A 15,469-nucleotide genomic window follows, 5' to 3' on the forward strand; every position below is an offset into this window, starting at 1 on the left:
GCTGGTTGGTGTTCAAGGAGTATTGCGTATGAAGCCACGTGAAAGCCTAGTCAGGCTGAAACTGTTCCAGGTGAAGGAAAAACGCCGTCAACTGGGCCAGCTCGACCTGATGATCGGCGAGTTCGAACGGATGGCCGGAGAACTCGACGCCCAGATTCTATCGGAAGAGAAAAAAGCTGGCATCACTGACATCAATCATTTCGCTTATCCGACCTTCGCCAAGGCGGCACGCCAGCGGCGCGACAATCTCTTCGTCTCGATTCGCGACCTGATGTCCCAGAAGGAAGCGGCCGAAGCCGAATTGTCGGCTGCGGAAACCGAACTGACGAAAGCCGAAGCGCTCGAAGAACGCGACGGTGGCAAAGCTCCGCGGGAAGTGATCGAGCGCCCTGTCAACCAGCGCCGCGCCATGATCGGCTGATCGAAGCGGCCATACGGAAATTCAAGACGCTGCTTTTGTGGAAAAGCGGCGTCTTGCCGTTTGCTGCAAGCACCTCATTTTCCTCAGTATATTGATATTTAGAAATCAATATTTCCCGAGTAAAATCGGATTTGCATAGCTTCCTCCCCAGATGTAGTGAGGAAGGGCAATGCAGAAAACCTCCCCCTCAGGGCCGAATTCGACCCCAAGCAAATTCAGTTTCAGGAACAGAGCCAAGCCAATCCAATGGGTCTTGCTGGCTGTGTTTTCCGCTATTCTGATTTTTGCAGGGGAAGTGCTGCAGCTACCTGCCGCCATGCTCCTTGGCGCGATGCTCGGCGCAATCCTGATGGCTGCAGGCGAAAGCACCTTGCGGGTTCATCGCTGGCTGTCGCTGTTAGCCCAAGGCGTTGTCGGCTGCCTTATCGCCCGTTCGATCACGGCGGAGTTTTTCACCAGCATGGGGCAACACCTGCCCGTTATCCTGCTCTCCGTCGGCTATGTGCTGTTTACCAGCACTTTTATCGGCTATCTGCTCGCGCGGTTTCGCATCCTGCCCGGAACAACTGCTGTATGGGGATCTTCTCCGGGCGCTGCCACCGCAATGACGCTGATGGCCGAAGCCCATGGAGCCGATGCTCGTCTCGTCGCCTTCATGCAATATCTGCGTGTGGTGCTGGTCGCCACAGCCGCTTCGCTCGTCCTGCGCCTCAGCACAGGCGTGGAGACCGTTGCGCCTGTCGAAATCGTCTGGTTTCCGCCCATCGACTGGTCCACCCTCGGCCCGACAGTGCTTCTGATTGTCGGCGGCTCGTTCCTTGGAGAAATTCTCCGCATCCCCACCGGCGCCATGCTCGTGCCGCTTATACTGGGCGCATTGCTTCAGGACACCGGTTTCATCACCATCGACCTGCCACCATGGCTGCTCGCGGTCAGCTATCTGCTTATCGGATGGCGCATCGGCCTTGGCTTCTCACGCGCCATCATCGCTCATGCCGCGCGGGCTTTTCCAGCGGTGCTGACATCCACGCTGCTCCTCATTGCCGTTTGCGGACTGTTCGGCATGGCACTCGGTCACGTGCTGGGACTCGATCCGCTGACCGCCTATCTCGCTACCAGTCCGGGCGGCGCCGATACGGTCGCAATCATCGCAGCATCAAGCAATGTCGACCTGCCCTTCATCATCGCGATGCAGACCAGCCGCTTCTTCATCGTGCTTCTGGCAGGTCCTGCCATCGCCCGCTTCATCGCTGCGCGCATCGATAAGCGGATCATGAAAAAGAACCTTTAATACCAAGTCTCGTTGCGTTTGACTCATCGAGACTTGGTTAAGCCCGTGCGGCGATTGAGCATTCTCAGGGCGTGATGCGTTAGCATCTTAGCGCCCTGCTATAACAGCCCGATTGCCGAAACTGGCGGGGCCGTGTTACGCTTTCTGAATGACACAGGTTTGCACCCATCTCATGTTTCAGGGCAGTGCAGGCGCAGCTCTGGAAACATATCGTTCGATCTTTCCCGACTTCCTGATCGAGTCGATCAAAATCTATGACGAAGCGAGCGGCAGTCCCGGCAAGGTGCAGATTGCGCGCGTGACCTTTGCCGAACACCGGCTGATCGTCATCGACAGCCCCATTCCGCATCAGTTCGATTTCAATCCATCCATATCGCTGTTCGTCGATTTCCATGATGAGGAAAGCCTGACCAGCGTTTTTGAAAAGCTTTCAGAAGGTGGTGAGACGCTGATGCCGCTCGACAATTACGGGTTCAGCAAGCTTTTCGCCTGGATCAAGGACAAATACGGCGTTTCCTGGCAATTGAACTTACAGGCATGACAAATAAAAAAACCCGGCTTTCGCCGGGTTTTTCGTCAATGAGGTTGAGATAGATCAGGCCTTCTTTCCGTGGAAACCACGGATGGCGCCGATGATCTTGTCATGATCGGCTTCCGACAGATAGGGGTGCATCGGCAGGCTCAGAATGCGGTTCGGCAGGCTTTCCGAAACCGGAAGTCCACCCGGCGCAACCGGGTAATGCTTGTATGCCGTCTGCTGGTGCAGCGGCTTCACATAATAGATGACCGAAGGAATGCCTTCCGCCTGAAGATGCGCCTTCAGGCCGTCACGGTTTTCGCTCTCGATGGAATACTGAGCCCATGCCGAACGGTTGCCAGCCGGAAGGGCGGGAACCTTGACGACATCCTTCAGCGCTTCGTTGTAGCGCTTGGCGATGCGGTCACGTGCTTCCATTTCGTCTTCCAGGATCGCAAGCTTTTCCAGAAGGACGGCAGCCTGAATCGTATCGAGACGCGAGTTGATGCCGATACGGACATTGTCGTACTGGGTTTCGCCCTTGCCGTGGAACAGGACCGAGCGCAGCGTATCGGCCAGTTCGGCGTCGTTGGTGAACATGGCACCGCCGTCGCCATAGCAGCCGAGAGGCTTGGCCGGATAGAAGCTCGTCGCGCCGACATGGCCGAAAGCACCACACATGACATTGTCACGCTTGCCGCCGATCGACTGCGCAGCATCTTCGATGACGAACAGGCCTTCGCGGTCAGCGATGGCGCTGATGCGATTATAGTCAGCAGCCAGACCGAACAGATCGACCGGGATAATCGCCTTCGGCTGCAGACGGCCTTCCTTACGGATAGCGGCGATGGCAGCTTCAAGCTGTTCGATATTCAGATTGTATGTATCCGCGTCTACGTCGATGAACACCGGCTCTGCGCCAACCAGCGCAACAACTTCCGCCGTAGCAGCGAAGGTGAAAGACGGAACGAAGACGGCATCACCCGGACTGATGCCGCGTGCCATCAGGGGCATCTGCAAGGCGTCGGTGCCGTTGGCGCAGGCGATGACATGCTCCACACCCAGATATTCACCGAGCTTCTTTTCGAATTCGGCCACTTCCGGTCCAAGAATATAACGGCCTTCCGCAACAACCTTGGAAATGGCGGCATTGAGACGGTCTTCGATACGCGCGCGCTGCGCTCCAAGATCAATAAACTGCATGTTGGCTCCAATATATCTGGCCCGCACAAATGGATATGCGAATCCTCGGCAACCTATTTATTCGCTTGCGCCCTGCCCGGCTATGGCCAGAGCGTTCAAAGTTTTGCGATTCCTGTAACACCGCTTGACGCAGTTGACGCGGATCGCACGGCTCCCCTTTAGTGCGGGTGCCGGACAGTGCCTTCCGTGAGGATACGCAGCACACTGATTGCTTCCTTGCCATCGGTACGCGGCTTTTCGCGCGTCTCGATGCAATGCAGGAAATGCTGCAATTCGCGTGTCAGCGGCATGCCTTCCTCAACCGGGATATAGACAGGCTCGACGGATTTGAAAGACCACTGGTCGTTTTCCCGCCAGACTTCATGGCTGTAGAGCGCAAGCTTGCGATCCCATGGCTCGCCGTCATCGAAGACAGCCATGCCCTTTGTGCCGGTAACGGTCAGGCGGCGCTCACGATAGGCATTCAGGCGCGATGCAAACAGGTGGCCGCGGATGCCATTCGGAAAATCGAGATGAAGATGGGCGATGTCGGTGAGATGATCGAGCGTCGCAACACCCTCTCCGCGAACCGCGCTCGGTTCCTCCCCGGTGATAGCCAGGATCATCGAAAGATCGTGCGGCGCAAGATCCCACAGGGCATCGAACTCGTTGTGGAACTTGCCGAACCCGACGCGATGCGATTGCACATAGCGAATGTCGCCGAGCTCACCGCTTTTCACCATGTCGAGAAGCTTCTCGAAGGCCGGGTGGAAACGCAGCACATGGCCAACCATGAACACGCGACCGTTTTCGCGGGCAGCTTCCACTTCGGCTTCTGCAGCCGGAATGTCGAGCGCGATCGGCTTTTCGACCAGAACGTCCTTGCCGTTTTTCACTGCCTGAATGGCATATTGTGAATGAAACTGCGCTGGCAGCGCCAGAACGATGCCATCAATGTCTGGATGCGTGAACAATTCATCGACGGGAATGCTCGGAACATTGAACTCGGTCGCGAAGCGTTCCGCCTGTTCTGCCCTTGAGTCCGAGACTGCCTGAAGCGCACCGAGGCTCTTCAGGGTACGAATGTGATTGCCGCCCCAATAGCCGCAACCCAAAACCGCAATACGAGGTGCCATAAAACTATGCCTTTGCTGATGCCAAGTTCCTTATCGGTGCAAATGATAGAAAACAAGACGAAAGCTATGCGAAGAGTGCTTGACAGCATTTCATTCCGCACATATACCGCCGCCATTCCTTGCAGGAACAACGATTTGTCCCACCGGAAACGGCGATCATGAAGTTGTCTCTGTAAAGCGACGCGTGGCGGAGTAGCTCAGTAGGTTAGAGCAGAGGAATCATAATCCTTGTGTCGGGGGTTCGAATCCCTCCTCCGCTACCATCGTTCTCCCTCTCCAGACATCTGTGTCAAATGCCTATAGCTTGACCGGCTATCGATGCGCTTTATGTTGTGCGCGTCATTATTTAACGTCGGCACATTCATGCAAATCATCGCTCTCGATCATGTTCAACTGGCAATGCCTGAAGGTCAGGAGCAGAAAGCGCGCGATTTTTATGGTTCGACCCTCGGCTTTGCGGAAGTTCCAAAGCCTGAGAATCTGGCGGCTCGCGGCGGTTGCTGGTTTGAGAATGGAGCAATCAGGCTTCATCTGGGCGTCGAACGCCCTTTCGCACCTGCGCGCAAGGCACACCCTGCATTTCTGGTCGATAACCTCCATGACACGATCGCGCATCTGACGCGAGCGGGCATCGAAACCATCGGGGATGAGCCGCTGCACGGTTATGAGCGTTGCTACATCCACGATCCGTTCGGCAATCGTATCGAATTGATGCAAAAGATAGCCTGACGGCGATGGCCATCAGGCTATAAGTTTTAATTCGCTGCAGCTGCGATGATGCGACAAAGCCCTTCGCGTACCACCGACTTGCTGGTAGCCTGCCCCGCCTGAATACTGAAGATCGCATCGACACGAGTGCCTTTACCCTGCGCCCGTGCAGTGACGCGCAAGGTCTGGATGCGACCCGATCCGGTTGTTTCCTGAAACGCGTCAATCGAAGCGAGCTGCTTGTTGATCTTGATGCCAGAAAAGCCTTCGGCTGCGACGGCTTGCGCCAGACGCTGCAAGGCGGTCGACGATTTCACACCGGCAAAGCTTTGTGTCGAGCGATAGCTAATCGCTGTTACGAGTGGAACACCCTCGGACTTGAAATTCTGTTCGCACGAAGCAGCAAAGCCTGCCCCGGTTGTCGCCAGGGTCAACAGACCCGTAAGCAGAAACACCCGCATTCATCTCTCCCTCAACTATATTAGACAGTTAGACTATTAAATCGTGGCAGCGGCTTCGCCAACGGGAAGTTGATGGCCATGCGGCAACACTTCACTGGATTGTGGCCGACGCAGCGACTATATCCGGCCCAAAGCCCGCTACCCGGCGAAAGGCAATCGACAAGCGATCATGACTGTTCTCATCAACCAGCCTCACCCGTCCATCGATCCGGTTTCAATCGAGAAACTAGTGGCCACTTTCTATGGACGCGCACGCGAGGATGAAGTCATCGGGCCGATCTTTGCCGATGCGGTTCATGATTGGGATCATCACATCGCACAGATCGCCGCGTTCTGGTCGTCGGTTATTCTCAAGACCGGCAATTATGAAGGCCGCCCCATGGCGCCACATCTGAAACTGGGACTCAAGAACGAACATTTCGACCGTTGGCTCGACCTTTTCGAGACAACCGCACGCGAAATCTTCCCGCCGGAAGCCGCGATCATTTTCATAGACCGGGCACGGCGCATTGCCGACAGTTTTGAAATGGCGATTGCTACCAATACGGGTCAGATTTCCGCACCACGGCATTCGCGCCGCCCTCTTTAACCAAAAGAGGACGCAACCCTTACGGGCAATGCCACCCATCTTGTCATCGAATATTTAACTATATAAGCACGTCCGCAGAATAGCCGGGCCGCAATTCAGTTGCGTCAATAGAAAATAAAGGCTTGCGGGAGCAGATAAAGCCTGACGCACGATGGTGTGCTTGCGGATTAACTAATATTCGCAACATATCACTTGCATAAAGGGGCAGAATTTCGAACAGTTACCGCAGCTTTTTTGAAAGCTCGATAGATCGTGTATCGCGTCAACCCAGACGTGAAGTTTCGACTTGAGCGGATATGCAGGGAGTTAAACTATGAATGAATCCATTCGCGAACTTTTGGCCAAGGTCGGCGGCCTGCCGGGCCCGGTGACGGACATCGCCGACGATGCCGACCTTTACAGCGCGGGCCTGTCCTCCTTTGCATCGGTCCAGCTCATGCTTGGCCTGGAAGACAAGTTCGACATCGAATTTCCAGACCAGTATCTCAATCGCAAATCTTTTGCGAGCATCAAGGCCATCGAACAGACGATCACCCAAATTCTCAAGGACAAAGAGGCCGCATAATGAATGCCGGGGCGGGAAACAGTCTTTCAGAGCGCGTGGGTCGCGTTGCGGCCATAGCGGGTAAATTTTCCGATAGCGTCGATAAGGAAGGCCGCTTCCCGTGTGAAGCAATCGATGCGATGAAGGCCGAAGGTCTGCTGGGCATTCAGGTGCCGAGCGAATTCGGCGGCGAGAGTGCAGAGATCGACCAGATTGCAGAACTGTGCTGTGTTCTTGGTCAGTCTTGTGCATCGAGCGCAATGATTTTCGCCATGCATCACATCAAGCTTTCAAGTCTGGTGGAGCACGGCCAGACGGTTGAATGGCACCGGGACTTCATGCGCAAGGTCGCAAAGGACCAGCTGCTGCTTGCTTCGGCTACGACCGAAGGCGGCATTGGCGGCGATCTGCGCAACTCGATCTGCGCCATCGAGGTCGAAGGTGATATCTGCCGTCTGGAAAAGAACGCCACCGTCATTTCCTATGGTACCTATGCGGATGCCATTCTGATCACATCGCGCTCCCACAAGGATGCCGCATCGTCGGATCAGGTGATGACCGTGTTCCTGAAGGACCAGTACACGCTCGAAAAGACCCATGACTGGGACACGCTCGGCATGCGTGGCACCTGCTCGGAAGGTTTTGTATTCCGTGGCGAGGCGGACAAGGTGCAGATCCTGCCGCATCCCTTTGCCGAAATCGCAGCCCAATCCATGCTGGCGCAGTCGCATACGCTGTGGAGTTCGCTCTGGTATGGCATCGCCGTCGATGCGGTCAACCGCGCGCAGGCATTCGTGCGCGCCGCAGCGAAGCGCAATCCGGGTGCGCCGCAGCCGGGCGCTCTGCGCGTAGCCGAAGCGTCCAACATGCTTCAGATGCTGAAATCCGAAATCGTCGCTTGCCTCAAGACCTATCGCGAAGCAAAGCACGATCCGGACAAGCTGGCCTCGATGGGCTTTGCGATTGCGATGAACAATCTCAAGATTGCCGCATCGCAGACGATCCTTCAGATCATCAATCATGCCATGCTGGTCTGCGGCATCATGGGCTACAAGAACGGTACGCCTTTCAGCCTCGGCCGCCATCTGCGTGACGCGCATTCGGCGCAGTTGATGATTTCAAACGAGCGCATCCTCGGCAATACAGCCACCATGCTGCTCATTCACAAACAGAACACCAGCCTTTTGGGGTAATTGCCATGGATGCTCAGAGATCATTTCTAGACCGGCTTTTCGATTCCGGTCTCCTGATCGACACCGGCGTGGAAGGCCTATACGGACGTTCCGGCCAGTTCGAAGATGTCATCCAGGCGTTTGAACGCCTGATCGACCGTACCGGAGGCAATGACGGCGCCGAAGCGATCCGCTTTCCACCCGGCATGAACCGCGCTTTTTTCGAAAAAAGCGGCTACATGAAAAGCTTCCCGCAGCTGGCCGGCACCGTGCACAGCTTCTGTGGCTGCGAGCTTGACCACGTCAATCTCATCAAATGCATGGATGAAGGCACGGACTGGACGCTGGAGCAAAAGGCAACAGACATCGTGCTGACGCCTGCGGCCTGTTATCCGCTCTATCCGACTGTAGCCAAACGCGGACCGCTGCCGCAGGGCGGCGGGCTTTACGACCTGCAATCCTATTGCTTCCGTCATGAACCGTCGGTCGACCCTGCCCGCCAGCAGCTTTTCCGCATGCGGGAATATGTGCGCATGGGCACCGAAGCCGATGTGATGTCGTTCCGCCAGCTCTGGATCGACCGTGGCACTGAAATGATGAAGAAGGTCGGACTGCCGGTCGAAATCGACGTCGCCAACGACCCGTTCTTCGGACGCGCAGGCAAGTTGCTGGTCAACAACCAGCGCGACCAGAACCTGAAATTCGAGCTGCTGATCCCGATCACCAGCGTCGAAAAGCCGACCGCTTGCATGAGCTTCAACTATCATCAGGACCAGTTCGGCGTGAAATGGGGCCTCTCCCTCGATGACGGTGCGGTGGCGCACACGGCCTGCGTCGGGTTCGGACTGGAGCGCATCGCGCTGGCACTCTTCCATCATCACGGTCTGGATGTTGAAATCTGGCCGAAAAACGTACGCAAGGAATTGTGGGGCTGATCACGACCATGCAGGCAGTTTTTCCGAACATCGCGCCCGACCGTTACACGCCGCACGCTTTGCATGCCCAGACGCGTATCTGGCCGGAAACAAACTGCTATGTCGATCTTTGGATCGAAGTGCTGGCAACATTGGGTGTCGCTCCGGAAGCCATGCTCGGTTTCACGCTGACACAGGATTTCGAGGGCGACCAGTTCACCTTCTTCAAGGTGCCGCTGGAAGACCTCGAAGCCCTTTATGGCGTGCGGGCGACGGAGCTTGCGATTTTCGACCGCGTGGAAAGCCATGTCGCCGAGCAGATCGCGCGCGGACGCCTCTGCATGATCGAAATGGACAGCTACTTCATGCCGGATACGCATGGCGTCAGCTATCGCACGGAACATGGCAAGACGACCATCGCCATCAACCGTATGGACGTCGAAAACCGCTTGCTGGACTATTTCCACAATGGCGGTTTCTATCATCTCGAAGGTGAGGATTTCGACGGTGTCTTCCAGCGTCATCTGACGGAAGCCGACCTGCCCTTCCTGCCCTATACGGAATTCGCCAAGTTTCCGAAGCATGTGCCGGATGAAGCGCATCAGCGACGCGTTGCCGAAATCCTTCTGCCCCGCCACTTTGCCCGCAGGCCGAAGGAAAACCCTATTCGTGCCTTTGCCAGCGTGTTTCCGGGACAGGTTGAAGCAATCGCGGAACGCCCGTTCGGCTTCTTCCATAAGTATGCATTCAACACGCTGCGCCAGCTCGGCGCGAATTTCGAACTCGCGGCAAGTCATTTCGACTGGCTCGGGCAAGGCAGGCGCTTTGCAACGGCCTCGGCAGATGCCTTGCAGATTGCGGAAACGGCAAAGGCTGTTCAGTTCCAGCTCGCCCGCGCCGTCATGCGCAAGAAATTCGACGCATTGGCCGGAACGCTACAACCGGCGGCAGATGCCTGGGATCGGTTGACGGCAGCGCTTGCAGCGGAACTTGGTCGCGATGCGGCTTGAACTAAACCCGACCAAACGACCGCTCTCGACCGGCTGGCGGCTTGCTGTCACCGGCCCGGATGCGACGCAAACGCCGCATGATGCCAAGTCCAGTACGGCGATCAATGGTGCGCCGGTGCCCGGCACAGTGGCGGAAGCTCTGGAAAAATCGGGGCATTTCGACCGAAACAATCCCGTAGCGCTCGATAACAGGCAAGCCTGGTATTTCCTTGATATCGAGGAGACACCCGGCCCCGCCACACTCCATTTTGGCGGGCTTGCCACGATTTGCGACATCTTTTTCAATGGCGAATTGCTGCTGCAAACCGACAGCATGTTTCTCGGCCATGATCTGCCCGTTACACTGACCGGCAAGGACGAGCTTGCCCTCTGTTTCCGCGCGCTCGCGCCTCGCCTCAGCCAAAAAGGCCCGCGTGCCCGCTGGCGCACGCAACTGATGAACACGCAAGGTCTGCGCCTCATCCGCACGACCGCGCTTGGCTATATGCCAGGCTGGTGCCCGGAAGTGCATGCCGTGGGTCCATGGCGTCCGATTTCCATCAGCCGTTCTGATACGGAAACCATATCCGACATCGCCATTCAGGCAAGAATGACAGAAACCGGCGATGGCGAACTTCAGGTCAGTTTTACCTATAGCGGCAAGGCCGAGGCACCCACTCTCCATTGCGCGGGGCAGCAGATCGCCTGCGAGCGCCAGACTGACAATCATTGGACGGCAAGGCTGACGCTTCCCAATATTGAACCATGGTGGCCACACACGCATGGCAATCCAACGCTTCACAATGTCGAACTTTCGCTCGACGGCGTACTACGCCTGCTGGGGCGCACCGGGTTCCGCCGCATCGAGGTCGATCGCGGACCAGACCGCAAGGGTTTTGCACTCAGGATCAATGGCGAGAAGATTTTCTGTCGCGGCGCGGTATGGAGTTCTGCCGATATCGTCCGCCTTCCCGGCGCGCGCGACGATTACGAGCCATGGCTGAAGCTCGCGCAGGAAGCGGGCATGAACATGCTGCGGCTGAGCGGCATCACTGCCTATGAGACACCAGATTTCTATGCGCTTTGTGACGAGCTGGGCATCATGGTGTGGCAGGACTTCATGTTTGCCAATTTCGACTATCCGGTAAAGGACGAAGCGTTTGTCGCAAAAGTGCAGGCCGAAGCTTCACAGCTTCTCACCGCTGTCAGGCATGCGCCTTCGCTGAGCATCCTCTGCGGCGGTAGCGAAATCTATCAGCAGGGCGCAATGATGGGCCTGCCGGAAGCGACCTGGAAAGGCCCGCTTACCGAGGAAATCCTGCCCGGTATCGCCAGTAAACTTTGCCCGAATATTCCCTATGTGCCGAACTCGCCCTGCGATGGCGCCCTTCCCTTCATCAGCAATGAAGGCGTCAGCCATTACTATGGAGTCAGCGCTTATTGCCGTCCGCTGGACGATGCGCGGCGCGCGGAAGTACGCTTTGCGACCGAATGTCTGGCCTTCTCCAACGTGCCCGAAGCGCGCACGCTCAAAACCCATCTCGATGTACCCCCGGTTCACGATCCGCGCTGGAAAGCACGCGTGCCCCGCGACCGTGGTGTGTCCTGGGATTTCGAGGATGTGCGGGACGCCTATCTGGAGATGCTGTACGGCTATGATCCGGCACGGCTGCGGCGAGAGGATGTGGAACAGTATCTCCACCTTTCCCGCGCTGTCACGGCGGAAGTGATGGAAGCGACCTTCGCCGAGTGGAGACGACCGGGAAGCACCTGTTTCGGTGCACTTCTCTGGATGTTTCAGGACCTGCTGCCCGGTGCCGGTTGGGGCATGATCGATGCGACCGGCGAACCCAAAGCCTCATGGCATGGTTTGAAACGCGCCTTCCGTCCACAGCAGGTCGCCTTGACCGATGAAGGCGTCAATGGCCTCGCGATTCATGTTCTGAATGAGCAGGCAGAATCCGCTGATCTTTCGCTTGAACTGACCTGTTTGCGCGCCGGTTCGCAGCCGGTGGTTTCCGGCCGCCGTGATCTTTCAATTGCCAGTCGTTCAGCGATCACCATTGCCGCAACGGATTTGTTCGGCGCATTCTTCGATGTCACTTACGCCTATCGTTTCGGCCCTCCGGCCCATGACGTGACCGTTGCGCGACTGAAGCGCAATGACATTACGATTGCCGAGGCATTTCACTTTCCGCTCGGACGAACAAAGGCATTTCACGACGCCACTATCGAAGTAGCTCCCATCGAAGAGAACGGAAACTGGTTCCTCGATCTGAAAACGCCAGTTCTGGCCCAATCTGTCAGCATCGATGCAGGTGACTGGCGGGCTGTCGAGAACTGGTTTCACCTTGCTCCCAACGAGACGAAACGCATCGCCCTTGCTCCACGTAAGGCAACACTCGAAAAACCGTCTGGAGAAATCCGCATCGCCGGTTCGTCACGGATCGTCTGGTTCTAACCCCGCAAGGCCATTGCGCGGATCGCGCCGATATAAATCTCGCGCGAATGTTCCGGCGTCAGATTATGATCGGCATCCGGAATGATGGCGACTGACGCATTGTCGAAGCCCTGCAGCTTGGTGCCCGCCTGATCAAAATAGAAATTGAAATGTTCGCGCCCGATATCCTTTTCGGCATAGACCAGCGCCAGCGGCACCTCACGCTGCTTCAATTCGTCAAAAGCCGAATAGACTGCCCGTCCTTCCACTGTGCGGCTGCGCAGAAGCTTGCGTGCAAGCCCGAGAATACGCCCGACAACCCCGCGCGAGATGTTACGCAGGATGGCACGGATATCCAGTTCACCGCGAAACAAGCGCTGGAATGTTTCGGCGCGGAGCGCGCGGCTGCCATAATCCTCCAGCGTGCGCTTGCCGTCGCGAACGGCATCTTCCACAGAGCGTCCCGGCGCCCAATAGAACGTCTCCGGATTGACGAGGACCGCACCGGAAATGCGCTCGTCTTTCAAGGCACTGTGGAATCCCAGAAAAGCACCGCTGCATCGTCCTGCGATAATGGGACGGCCCCAACCAATAGTGTCGAGATAGTCGAGTGCTTCGGCAACATCGGCCTCTGCCCCGTTGGTATAAAGCACCTGTTCCGGCATCCCCGGATTGGGCGGGCTGTCGCCTGCATTCGCAATATCGAAGCGCAGTGATGCTATCCCTTCCCGCGCAAGCTTGCGCGCCATATCGACGGTCGTACGCCCCCACCCGACACGTCGATCATAGGCTGCGGAGAGGAACAGGACCGTCCTGCCGCGCCGCTCACCCACGGGTGCGCAGAGAACGCCTGAAAGGCGATTGCCGGAACCGAACGAGACAGGCGTTTCCACAAAACCGTCACCCGTCAAAGTGCCGCCGAGTGCCCTTTCATCCGGCTTGTTCTGCGCAGGCTGCGAACCTGCCAGACCTGCCGCCCAGTCGACAAGCCGGTCCGCGACTTCCAGCGGCAGGCGCGAGATGACAGGGTTCGAAATCAGCTTGTCGTAGTCGGTAAAAGCTTCAACCGTCACATCGGCGCCCAGCTTTTCCAGATGCGTTGCCAATTCGGCATCGTTCGGACGGTCCGTCCGCGCCAGCAAAAGGCATTGAGGCGCAGGCTTCGTCTCCAGCGACAGAAGATTGATCTTCTTTACATCGGCGGCCACTTCCGGCTGCATTGTCAGCGATGCGATGGAAACGCTGTTCTTGATCCTTTGCTCGTCCGTCAGGCCCAGATCGGCATCGACCATACTCGACCAGACGGCCAGTTCACGCGTGTAGAACCGCCCGGAGATGACCGGCGCCAGAAGCGCCAACGCTGCGATGCCTTCGATCCGGGCCGTAGTTTCGGCAGCAATCGCTGCACCAAGGCTCTGTCCAATGATGATAACGCGGCTTGCCCCGGACAGGTCACGCGCCTTCCGGGCAGCTTCAGCAAGCGTATTGCGCCAGAGCTCCAGCCCTTTGGAAAATTCGATGTCGTCGCGTCCATCGCCCGTACCGGGCCAATCGAAGCGGAACGAGCCTATCCCCTGCACCGAAAGTCCGTCGGCGATGATGCGCCAGAATTTGCGTGTCGTGCAGAGCTCTTCCAGCCCCCAGGGGCTTGCGAACAAGACAACCGTATCAAGAGATGGGCCAACAGGGGCCTGATAAAGGCCCAGCGTGTCGCAGAAGACGACCGGACTGGCGGCAGACCGCACAACATTCGCCGGTTGCCTGTAGGATGTTTCGTTTTCCACCCTGTCGCCCATGCCTGATGCACCCCATCACAGAAATCACATCCTGCAATAATGGAAATCGCGCAAGGCACCAAGGATTTATCGCAGCGACTGCGAAAACGTGCCCCTGCCGTGCATCAAGCGCGGCAGGGTTGCAACAGGTAGAGCCCGTCTTCCAAAAGTGGAAGCTGTTCAAAAGACCGGATCAGGCCGCTGGCTTGGTCTTTTCGCCTTCCAGCAGCTTTTCGTGACGCAGCAGCATGCCGTAGAGATCGCGAGGCTCATCTGGATCGGCAAGAAGATCCAGCTTTTCGTAGAAGCCGGTGTCCTTCAGCTTGTCACGCACATAGCGCAGGGCCGAAAAATCCTCGGTCGCAAAGCCGACGGAATCGAACAGCGTAATCTGGCGGGCATCGTTGCGTCCGGCGATCTTCCCGGTGATGACTTCCCAAAGCTCGTTGACCGGATAATCTTCCGGCAGCTGCTGGATTTCGCCTTCGATGCGGGTCTGCGGTGGGTACTCGACGAAAATGTCCGAACGGCGCAGAATATCGCCGTGCAGTTCCGTCTTGCCGGGGCAATCGCCGCCAACTGCATTGATATGCACGCCAGCGCCAACCATGTTGTCGGTCAGGATCGTCGCATTGGCCTTGTCGGCGGTGACGGTGGTGATGATGTCCGCACCCTCGACAGCCTCTTCGACCGTCTTGCAGGCAACGATGTCGAAACCGGCGCCCTGCAGGTTGCGCATGCACTTGGCAGTCGCTTCCGGATCAAGATCGTAGAGACGCAGCTTGTCGACGCCGAGCAGTGCCTTGAAAGCCAGAGCCTGGAATTCGCTTTGCGCGCCATTGCCGATGATGGCCATCGTGTTGGAATTCTTCGGGGCCAGGTGCTTGGCGGCAACTGCCGAAGTCGCGGCAGTGCGCAGCGCGGTCAGAATAGTCATTTCGGTCAGCAGCATCGGATAACCGCTGCCCACATCGGCAAGAACGCCGAATGCCGTAACGGTCTGGAGACCTTCACGCGTGTTCTTCGGATGGCCGTTCACATATTTGAAGCCATAGAGCGTTCCGTCGCTCGTCGGCATCAGCTCAATCACGCCTTCCTTCGAGTGCGACGCCACACGCGGCGTCTTGTCGAAGTTTTCCCAGCGGCGGAAATCTTCTTCGACATAGTCAGCGAGTTCCTTGAGGAAGGTTTCCACGCCGACGGACAGCACCAGCTTCATCATATGATCGACGCTGACGAAGGGGACGATATTGAGGTTCGGTTGGGTCATTATTGCTCCTTGAGCGCATCCCGAAAAGTGCGAAGCGGTTTTCGGAACAAGATGCGCGTA

15 protein-coding genes and 1 tRNA gene are annotated in these 15,469 nt (G+C 57.2%); 11 read left to right on the forward strand and 5 right to left on the reverse strand.

Features of this window, described 5'->3' with window-relative positions; all coding sequences use genetic code 11:
- Positions 1 to 28 precede the first annotated feature (28 nt).
- From CES86_RS06990 to CES86_RS07000, 3 genes are all read left to right on the forward strand, one after another.
- Positions 29 to 421 carry a hypothetical protein gene (locus tag CES86_RS06990; protein WP_006472627.1) on the forward strand — a complete coding sequence of 131 codons (393 nt, stop codon included), beginning with the start codon at positions 29 to 31 and terminating at the stop codon, positions 419 to 421.
- 169 nt (positions 422 to 590) lie between these two features.
- Complete coding sequence (locus CES86_RS06995) at positions 591 to 1,712, forward strand: AbrB family transcriptional regulator (protein WP_029929194.1); 1,122 nt, start codon at positions 591 to 593, stop codon at positions 1,710 to 1,712.
- Positions 1,713 to 1,860: 148 nt separating this feature from the next.
- The gene (locus tag CES86_RS07000; RefSeq protein WP_012091620.1) at positions 1,861 to 2,253 is read left to right on the forward strand and encodes a VOC family protein; all 393 of its coding nucleotides are present in this window, start codon (positions 1,861 to 1,863) and stop codon (positions 2,251 to 2,253) included.
- 54 nt (positions 2,254 to 2,307) lie between these two features.
- Here CES86_RS07000 and CES86_RS07005 read toward each other — a convergent pair whose 3' ends face one another.
- Both CES86_RS07005 and CES86_RS07010 read right to left on the reverse strand, forming a co-directional pair.
- Positions 2,308 to 3,432, reverse strand: a complete 1,125-nt coding sequence (locus CES86_RS07005) for a DegT/DnrJ/EryC1/StrS family aminotransferase (RefSeq protein WP_094514006.1) — start codon at positions 3,430 to 3,432, stop codon at positions 2,308 to 2,310.
- Between the two features lie 158 nt (positions 3,433 to 3,590).
- On the reverse strand, positions 3,591 to 4,547 hold the full coding sequence (locus tag CES86_RS07010) for a Gfo/Idh/MocA family protein (protein WP_029929198.1): 957 nt from the start codon (positions 4,545 to 4,547) through the stop codon (positions 3,591 to 3,593).
- Between the two features lie 186 nt (positions 4,548 to 4,733).
- On the opposite strand from CES86_RS07010, the gene CES86_RS07020 reads away from it, so the two are divergent.
- Positions 4,734 to 4,810: transfer RNA gene (locus CES86_RS07020), tRNA-Met, on the forward strand.
- 100 nt (positions 4,811 to 4,910) lie between these two features.
- Positions 4,911 to 5,276 carry a VOC family protein gene (locus CES86_RS07025; RefSeq protein ID WP_010659548.1) on the forward strand — a complete coding sequence of 122 codons (366 nt, stop codon included), beginning with the start codon at positions 4,911 to 4,913 and terminating at the stop codon, positions 5,274 to 5,276.
- A 26-nt stretch (positions 5,277 to 5,302) separates the two neighbouring features.
- On the opposite strand, the gene CES86_RS07030 is transcribed toward CES86_RS07025, so the two are convergent.
- Entirely contained in the window at positions 5,303 to 5,716 is a 414-nt protein-coding gene (locus CES86_RS07030) for a hypothetical protein (protein WP_010659547.1), read from the reverse strand.
- Positions 5,717 to 5,885: 169 nt separating this feature from the next.
- Between CES86_RS07030 and CES86_RS07035 the strand changes: the two genes are divergently transcribed.
- The 6 genes from CES86_RS07035 to CES86_RS07060 all read left to right on the forward strand — a co-directional run bounded on the left by CES86_RS07035 (position 5,886) and on the right by CES86_RS07060 (position 12,385).
- Positions 5,886 to 6,305, forward strand: coding sequence for a group III truncated hemoglobin (locus tag CES86_RS07035; RefSeq protein ID WP_010659546.1), 420 nt, complete (start codon positions 5,886 to 5,888; stop codon positions 6,303 to 6,305).
- A gap of 313 nt (positions 6,306 to 6,618) precedes the next feature.
- On the forward strand, positions 6,619 to 6,870 hold the full coding sequence (locus CES86_RS07040; protein ID WP_006467457.1) for an acyl carrier protein: 252 nt from the start codon (positions 6,619 to 6,621) through the stop codon (positions 6,868 to 6,870).
- Entirely contained in the window at positions 6,870 to 8,042 is a 1,173-nt protein-coding gene (locus CES86_RS07045) for an acyl-CoA dehydrogenase family protein (protein WP_010659545.1), read from the forward strand. The genes CES86_RS07040 and CES86_RS07045 overlap by 1 nt, the downstream gene beginning before the upstream one ends.
- A 5-nt stretch (positions 8,043 to 8,047) precedes the next feature.
- A complete protein-coding gene (locus tag CES86_RS07050; RefSeq protein WP_094514008.1) occupies positions 8,048 to 8,956 on the forward strand; it encodes an amino acid--[acyl-carrier-protein] ligase in 909 nt (302 codons plus the stop codon).
- A gap of 8 nt (positions 8,957 to 8,964) precedes the next feature.
- A complete protein-coding gene (locus tag CES86_RS07055; RefSeq protein WP_029376049.1) occupies positions 8,965 to 9,945 on the forward strand; it encodes a DUF1839 family protein in 981 nt (326 codons plus the stop codon).
- The gene (locus CES86_RS07060; RefSeq protein WP_029929203.1) at positions 9,935 to 12,385 is read left to right on the forward strand and encodes a glycoside hydrolase family 2 protein; all 2,451 of its coding nucleotides are present in this window, start codon (positions 9,935 to 9,937) and stop codon (positions 12,383 to 12,385) included. Before CES86_RS07055 ends, CES86_RS07060 begins: the two co-directional genes overlap by 11 nt.
- On the opposite strand, the gene CES86_RS07065 is transcribed toward CES86_RS07060, so the two are convergent.
- Both CES86_RS07065 and CES86_RS07070 read right to left on the reverse strand, forming a co-directional pair.
- On the reverse strand, positions 12,382 to 14,160 hold the full coding sequence (locus tag CES86_RS07065; RefSeq protein ID WP_094514010.1) for an alpha/beta fold hydrolase: 1,779 nt from the start codon (positions 14,158 to 14,160) through the stop codon (positions 12,382 to 12,384). The two genes, CES86_RS07060 and CES86_RS07065, sit on opposite strands and share 4 nt — an antisense overlap.
- Before the next feature lie 172 nt (positions 14,161 to 14,332).
- Positions 14,333 to 15,409: an ornithine cyclodeaminase gene (locus tag CES86_RS07070; protein WP_029929207.1), complete on the reverse strand. Its 1,077-nt coding sequence runs from the start codon at positions 15,407 to 15,409 to the stop codon at positions 14,333 to 14,335.
- Between the last annotated feature and the right edge of the window lie 60 nt (positions 15,410 to 15,469).

Source organism: Brucella lupini (assembly GCF_002252535.1).
In the GTDB taxonomy this organism is placed as follows: Bacteria; Pseudomonadota; Alphaproteobacteria; order Rhizobiales; family Rhizobiaceae; genus Brucella; species Brucella anthropi.

Excerpts from the sequence above, each read along its gene's own strand:
- CES86_RS06990 (WP_006472627.1), top strand. The coding sequence starts at position 29 with ATGAAGCCACGTGAAAGCCTAGTCAGGCTGAAACTGTTCCAGGTGAAG.
- CES86_RS06995 (WP_029929194.1), top strand. The coding sequence starts at position 591 with ATGCAGAAAACCTCCCCCTCAGGGCCGAATTCGACCCCAAGCAAATTC.
- CES86_RS07000 (WP_012091620.1), top strand. The coding sequence starts at position 1,861 with ATGACACAGGTTTGCACCCATCTCATGTTTCAGGGCAGTGCAGGCGCA.
- CES86_RS07005 (WP_094514006.1), bottom strand. The coding sequence starts at position 3,432 with ATGCAGTTTATTGATCTTGGAGCGCAGCGCGCGCGTATCGAAGACCGT.
- CES86_RS07010 (WP_029929198.1), bottom strand. The coding sequence starts at position 4,547 with ATGGCACCTCGTATTGCGGTTTTGGGTTGCGGCTATTGGGGCGGCAAT.
- CES86_RS07025 (WP_010659548.1), top strand. The coding sequence starts at position 4,911 with ATGCAAATCATCGCTCTCGATCATGTTCAACTGGCAATGCCTGAAGGT.
- CES86_RS07030 (WP_010659547.1), bottom strand. The coding sequence starts at position 5,716 with ATGCGGGTGTTTCTGCTTACGGGTCTGTTGACCCTGGCGACAACCGGG.
- CES86_RS07035 (WP_010659546.1), top strand. The coding sequence starts at position 5,886 with ATGACTGTTCTCATCAACCAGCCTCACCCGTCCATCGATCCGGTTTCA.
- CES86_RS07040 (WP_006467457.1), top strand. The coding sequence starts at position 6,619 with ATGAATGAATCCATTCGCGAACTTTTGGCCAAGGTCGGCGGCCTGCCG.
- CES86_RS07045 (WP_010659545.1), top strand. The coding sequence starts at position 6,870 with ATGAATGCCGGGGCGGGAAACAGTCTTTCAGAGCGCGTGGGTCGCGTT.
- CES86_RS07050 (WP_094514008.1), top strand. The coding sequence starts at position 8,048 with ATGGATGCTCAGAGATCATTTCTAGACCGGCTTTTCGATTCCGGTCTC.
- CES86_RS07055 (WP_029376049.1), top strand. The coding sequence starts at position 8,965 with ATGCAGGCAGTTTTTCCGAACATCGCGCCCGACCGTTACACGCCGCAC.
- CES86_RS07060 (WP_029929203.1), top strand. The coding sequence starts at position 9,935 with ATGCGGCTTGAACTAAACCCGACCAAACGACCGCTCTCGACCGGCTGG.
- CES86_RS07065 (WP_094514010.1), bottom strand. The coding sequence starts at position 14,160 with ATGGGCGACAGGGTGGAAAACGAAACATCCTACAGGCAACCGGCGAAT.
- CES86_RS07070 (WP_029929207.1), bottom strand. The coding sequence starts at position 15,409 with ATGACCCAACCGAACCTCAATATCGTCCCCTTCGTCAGCGTCGATCAT.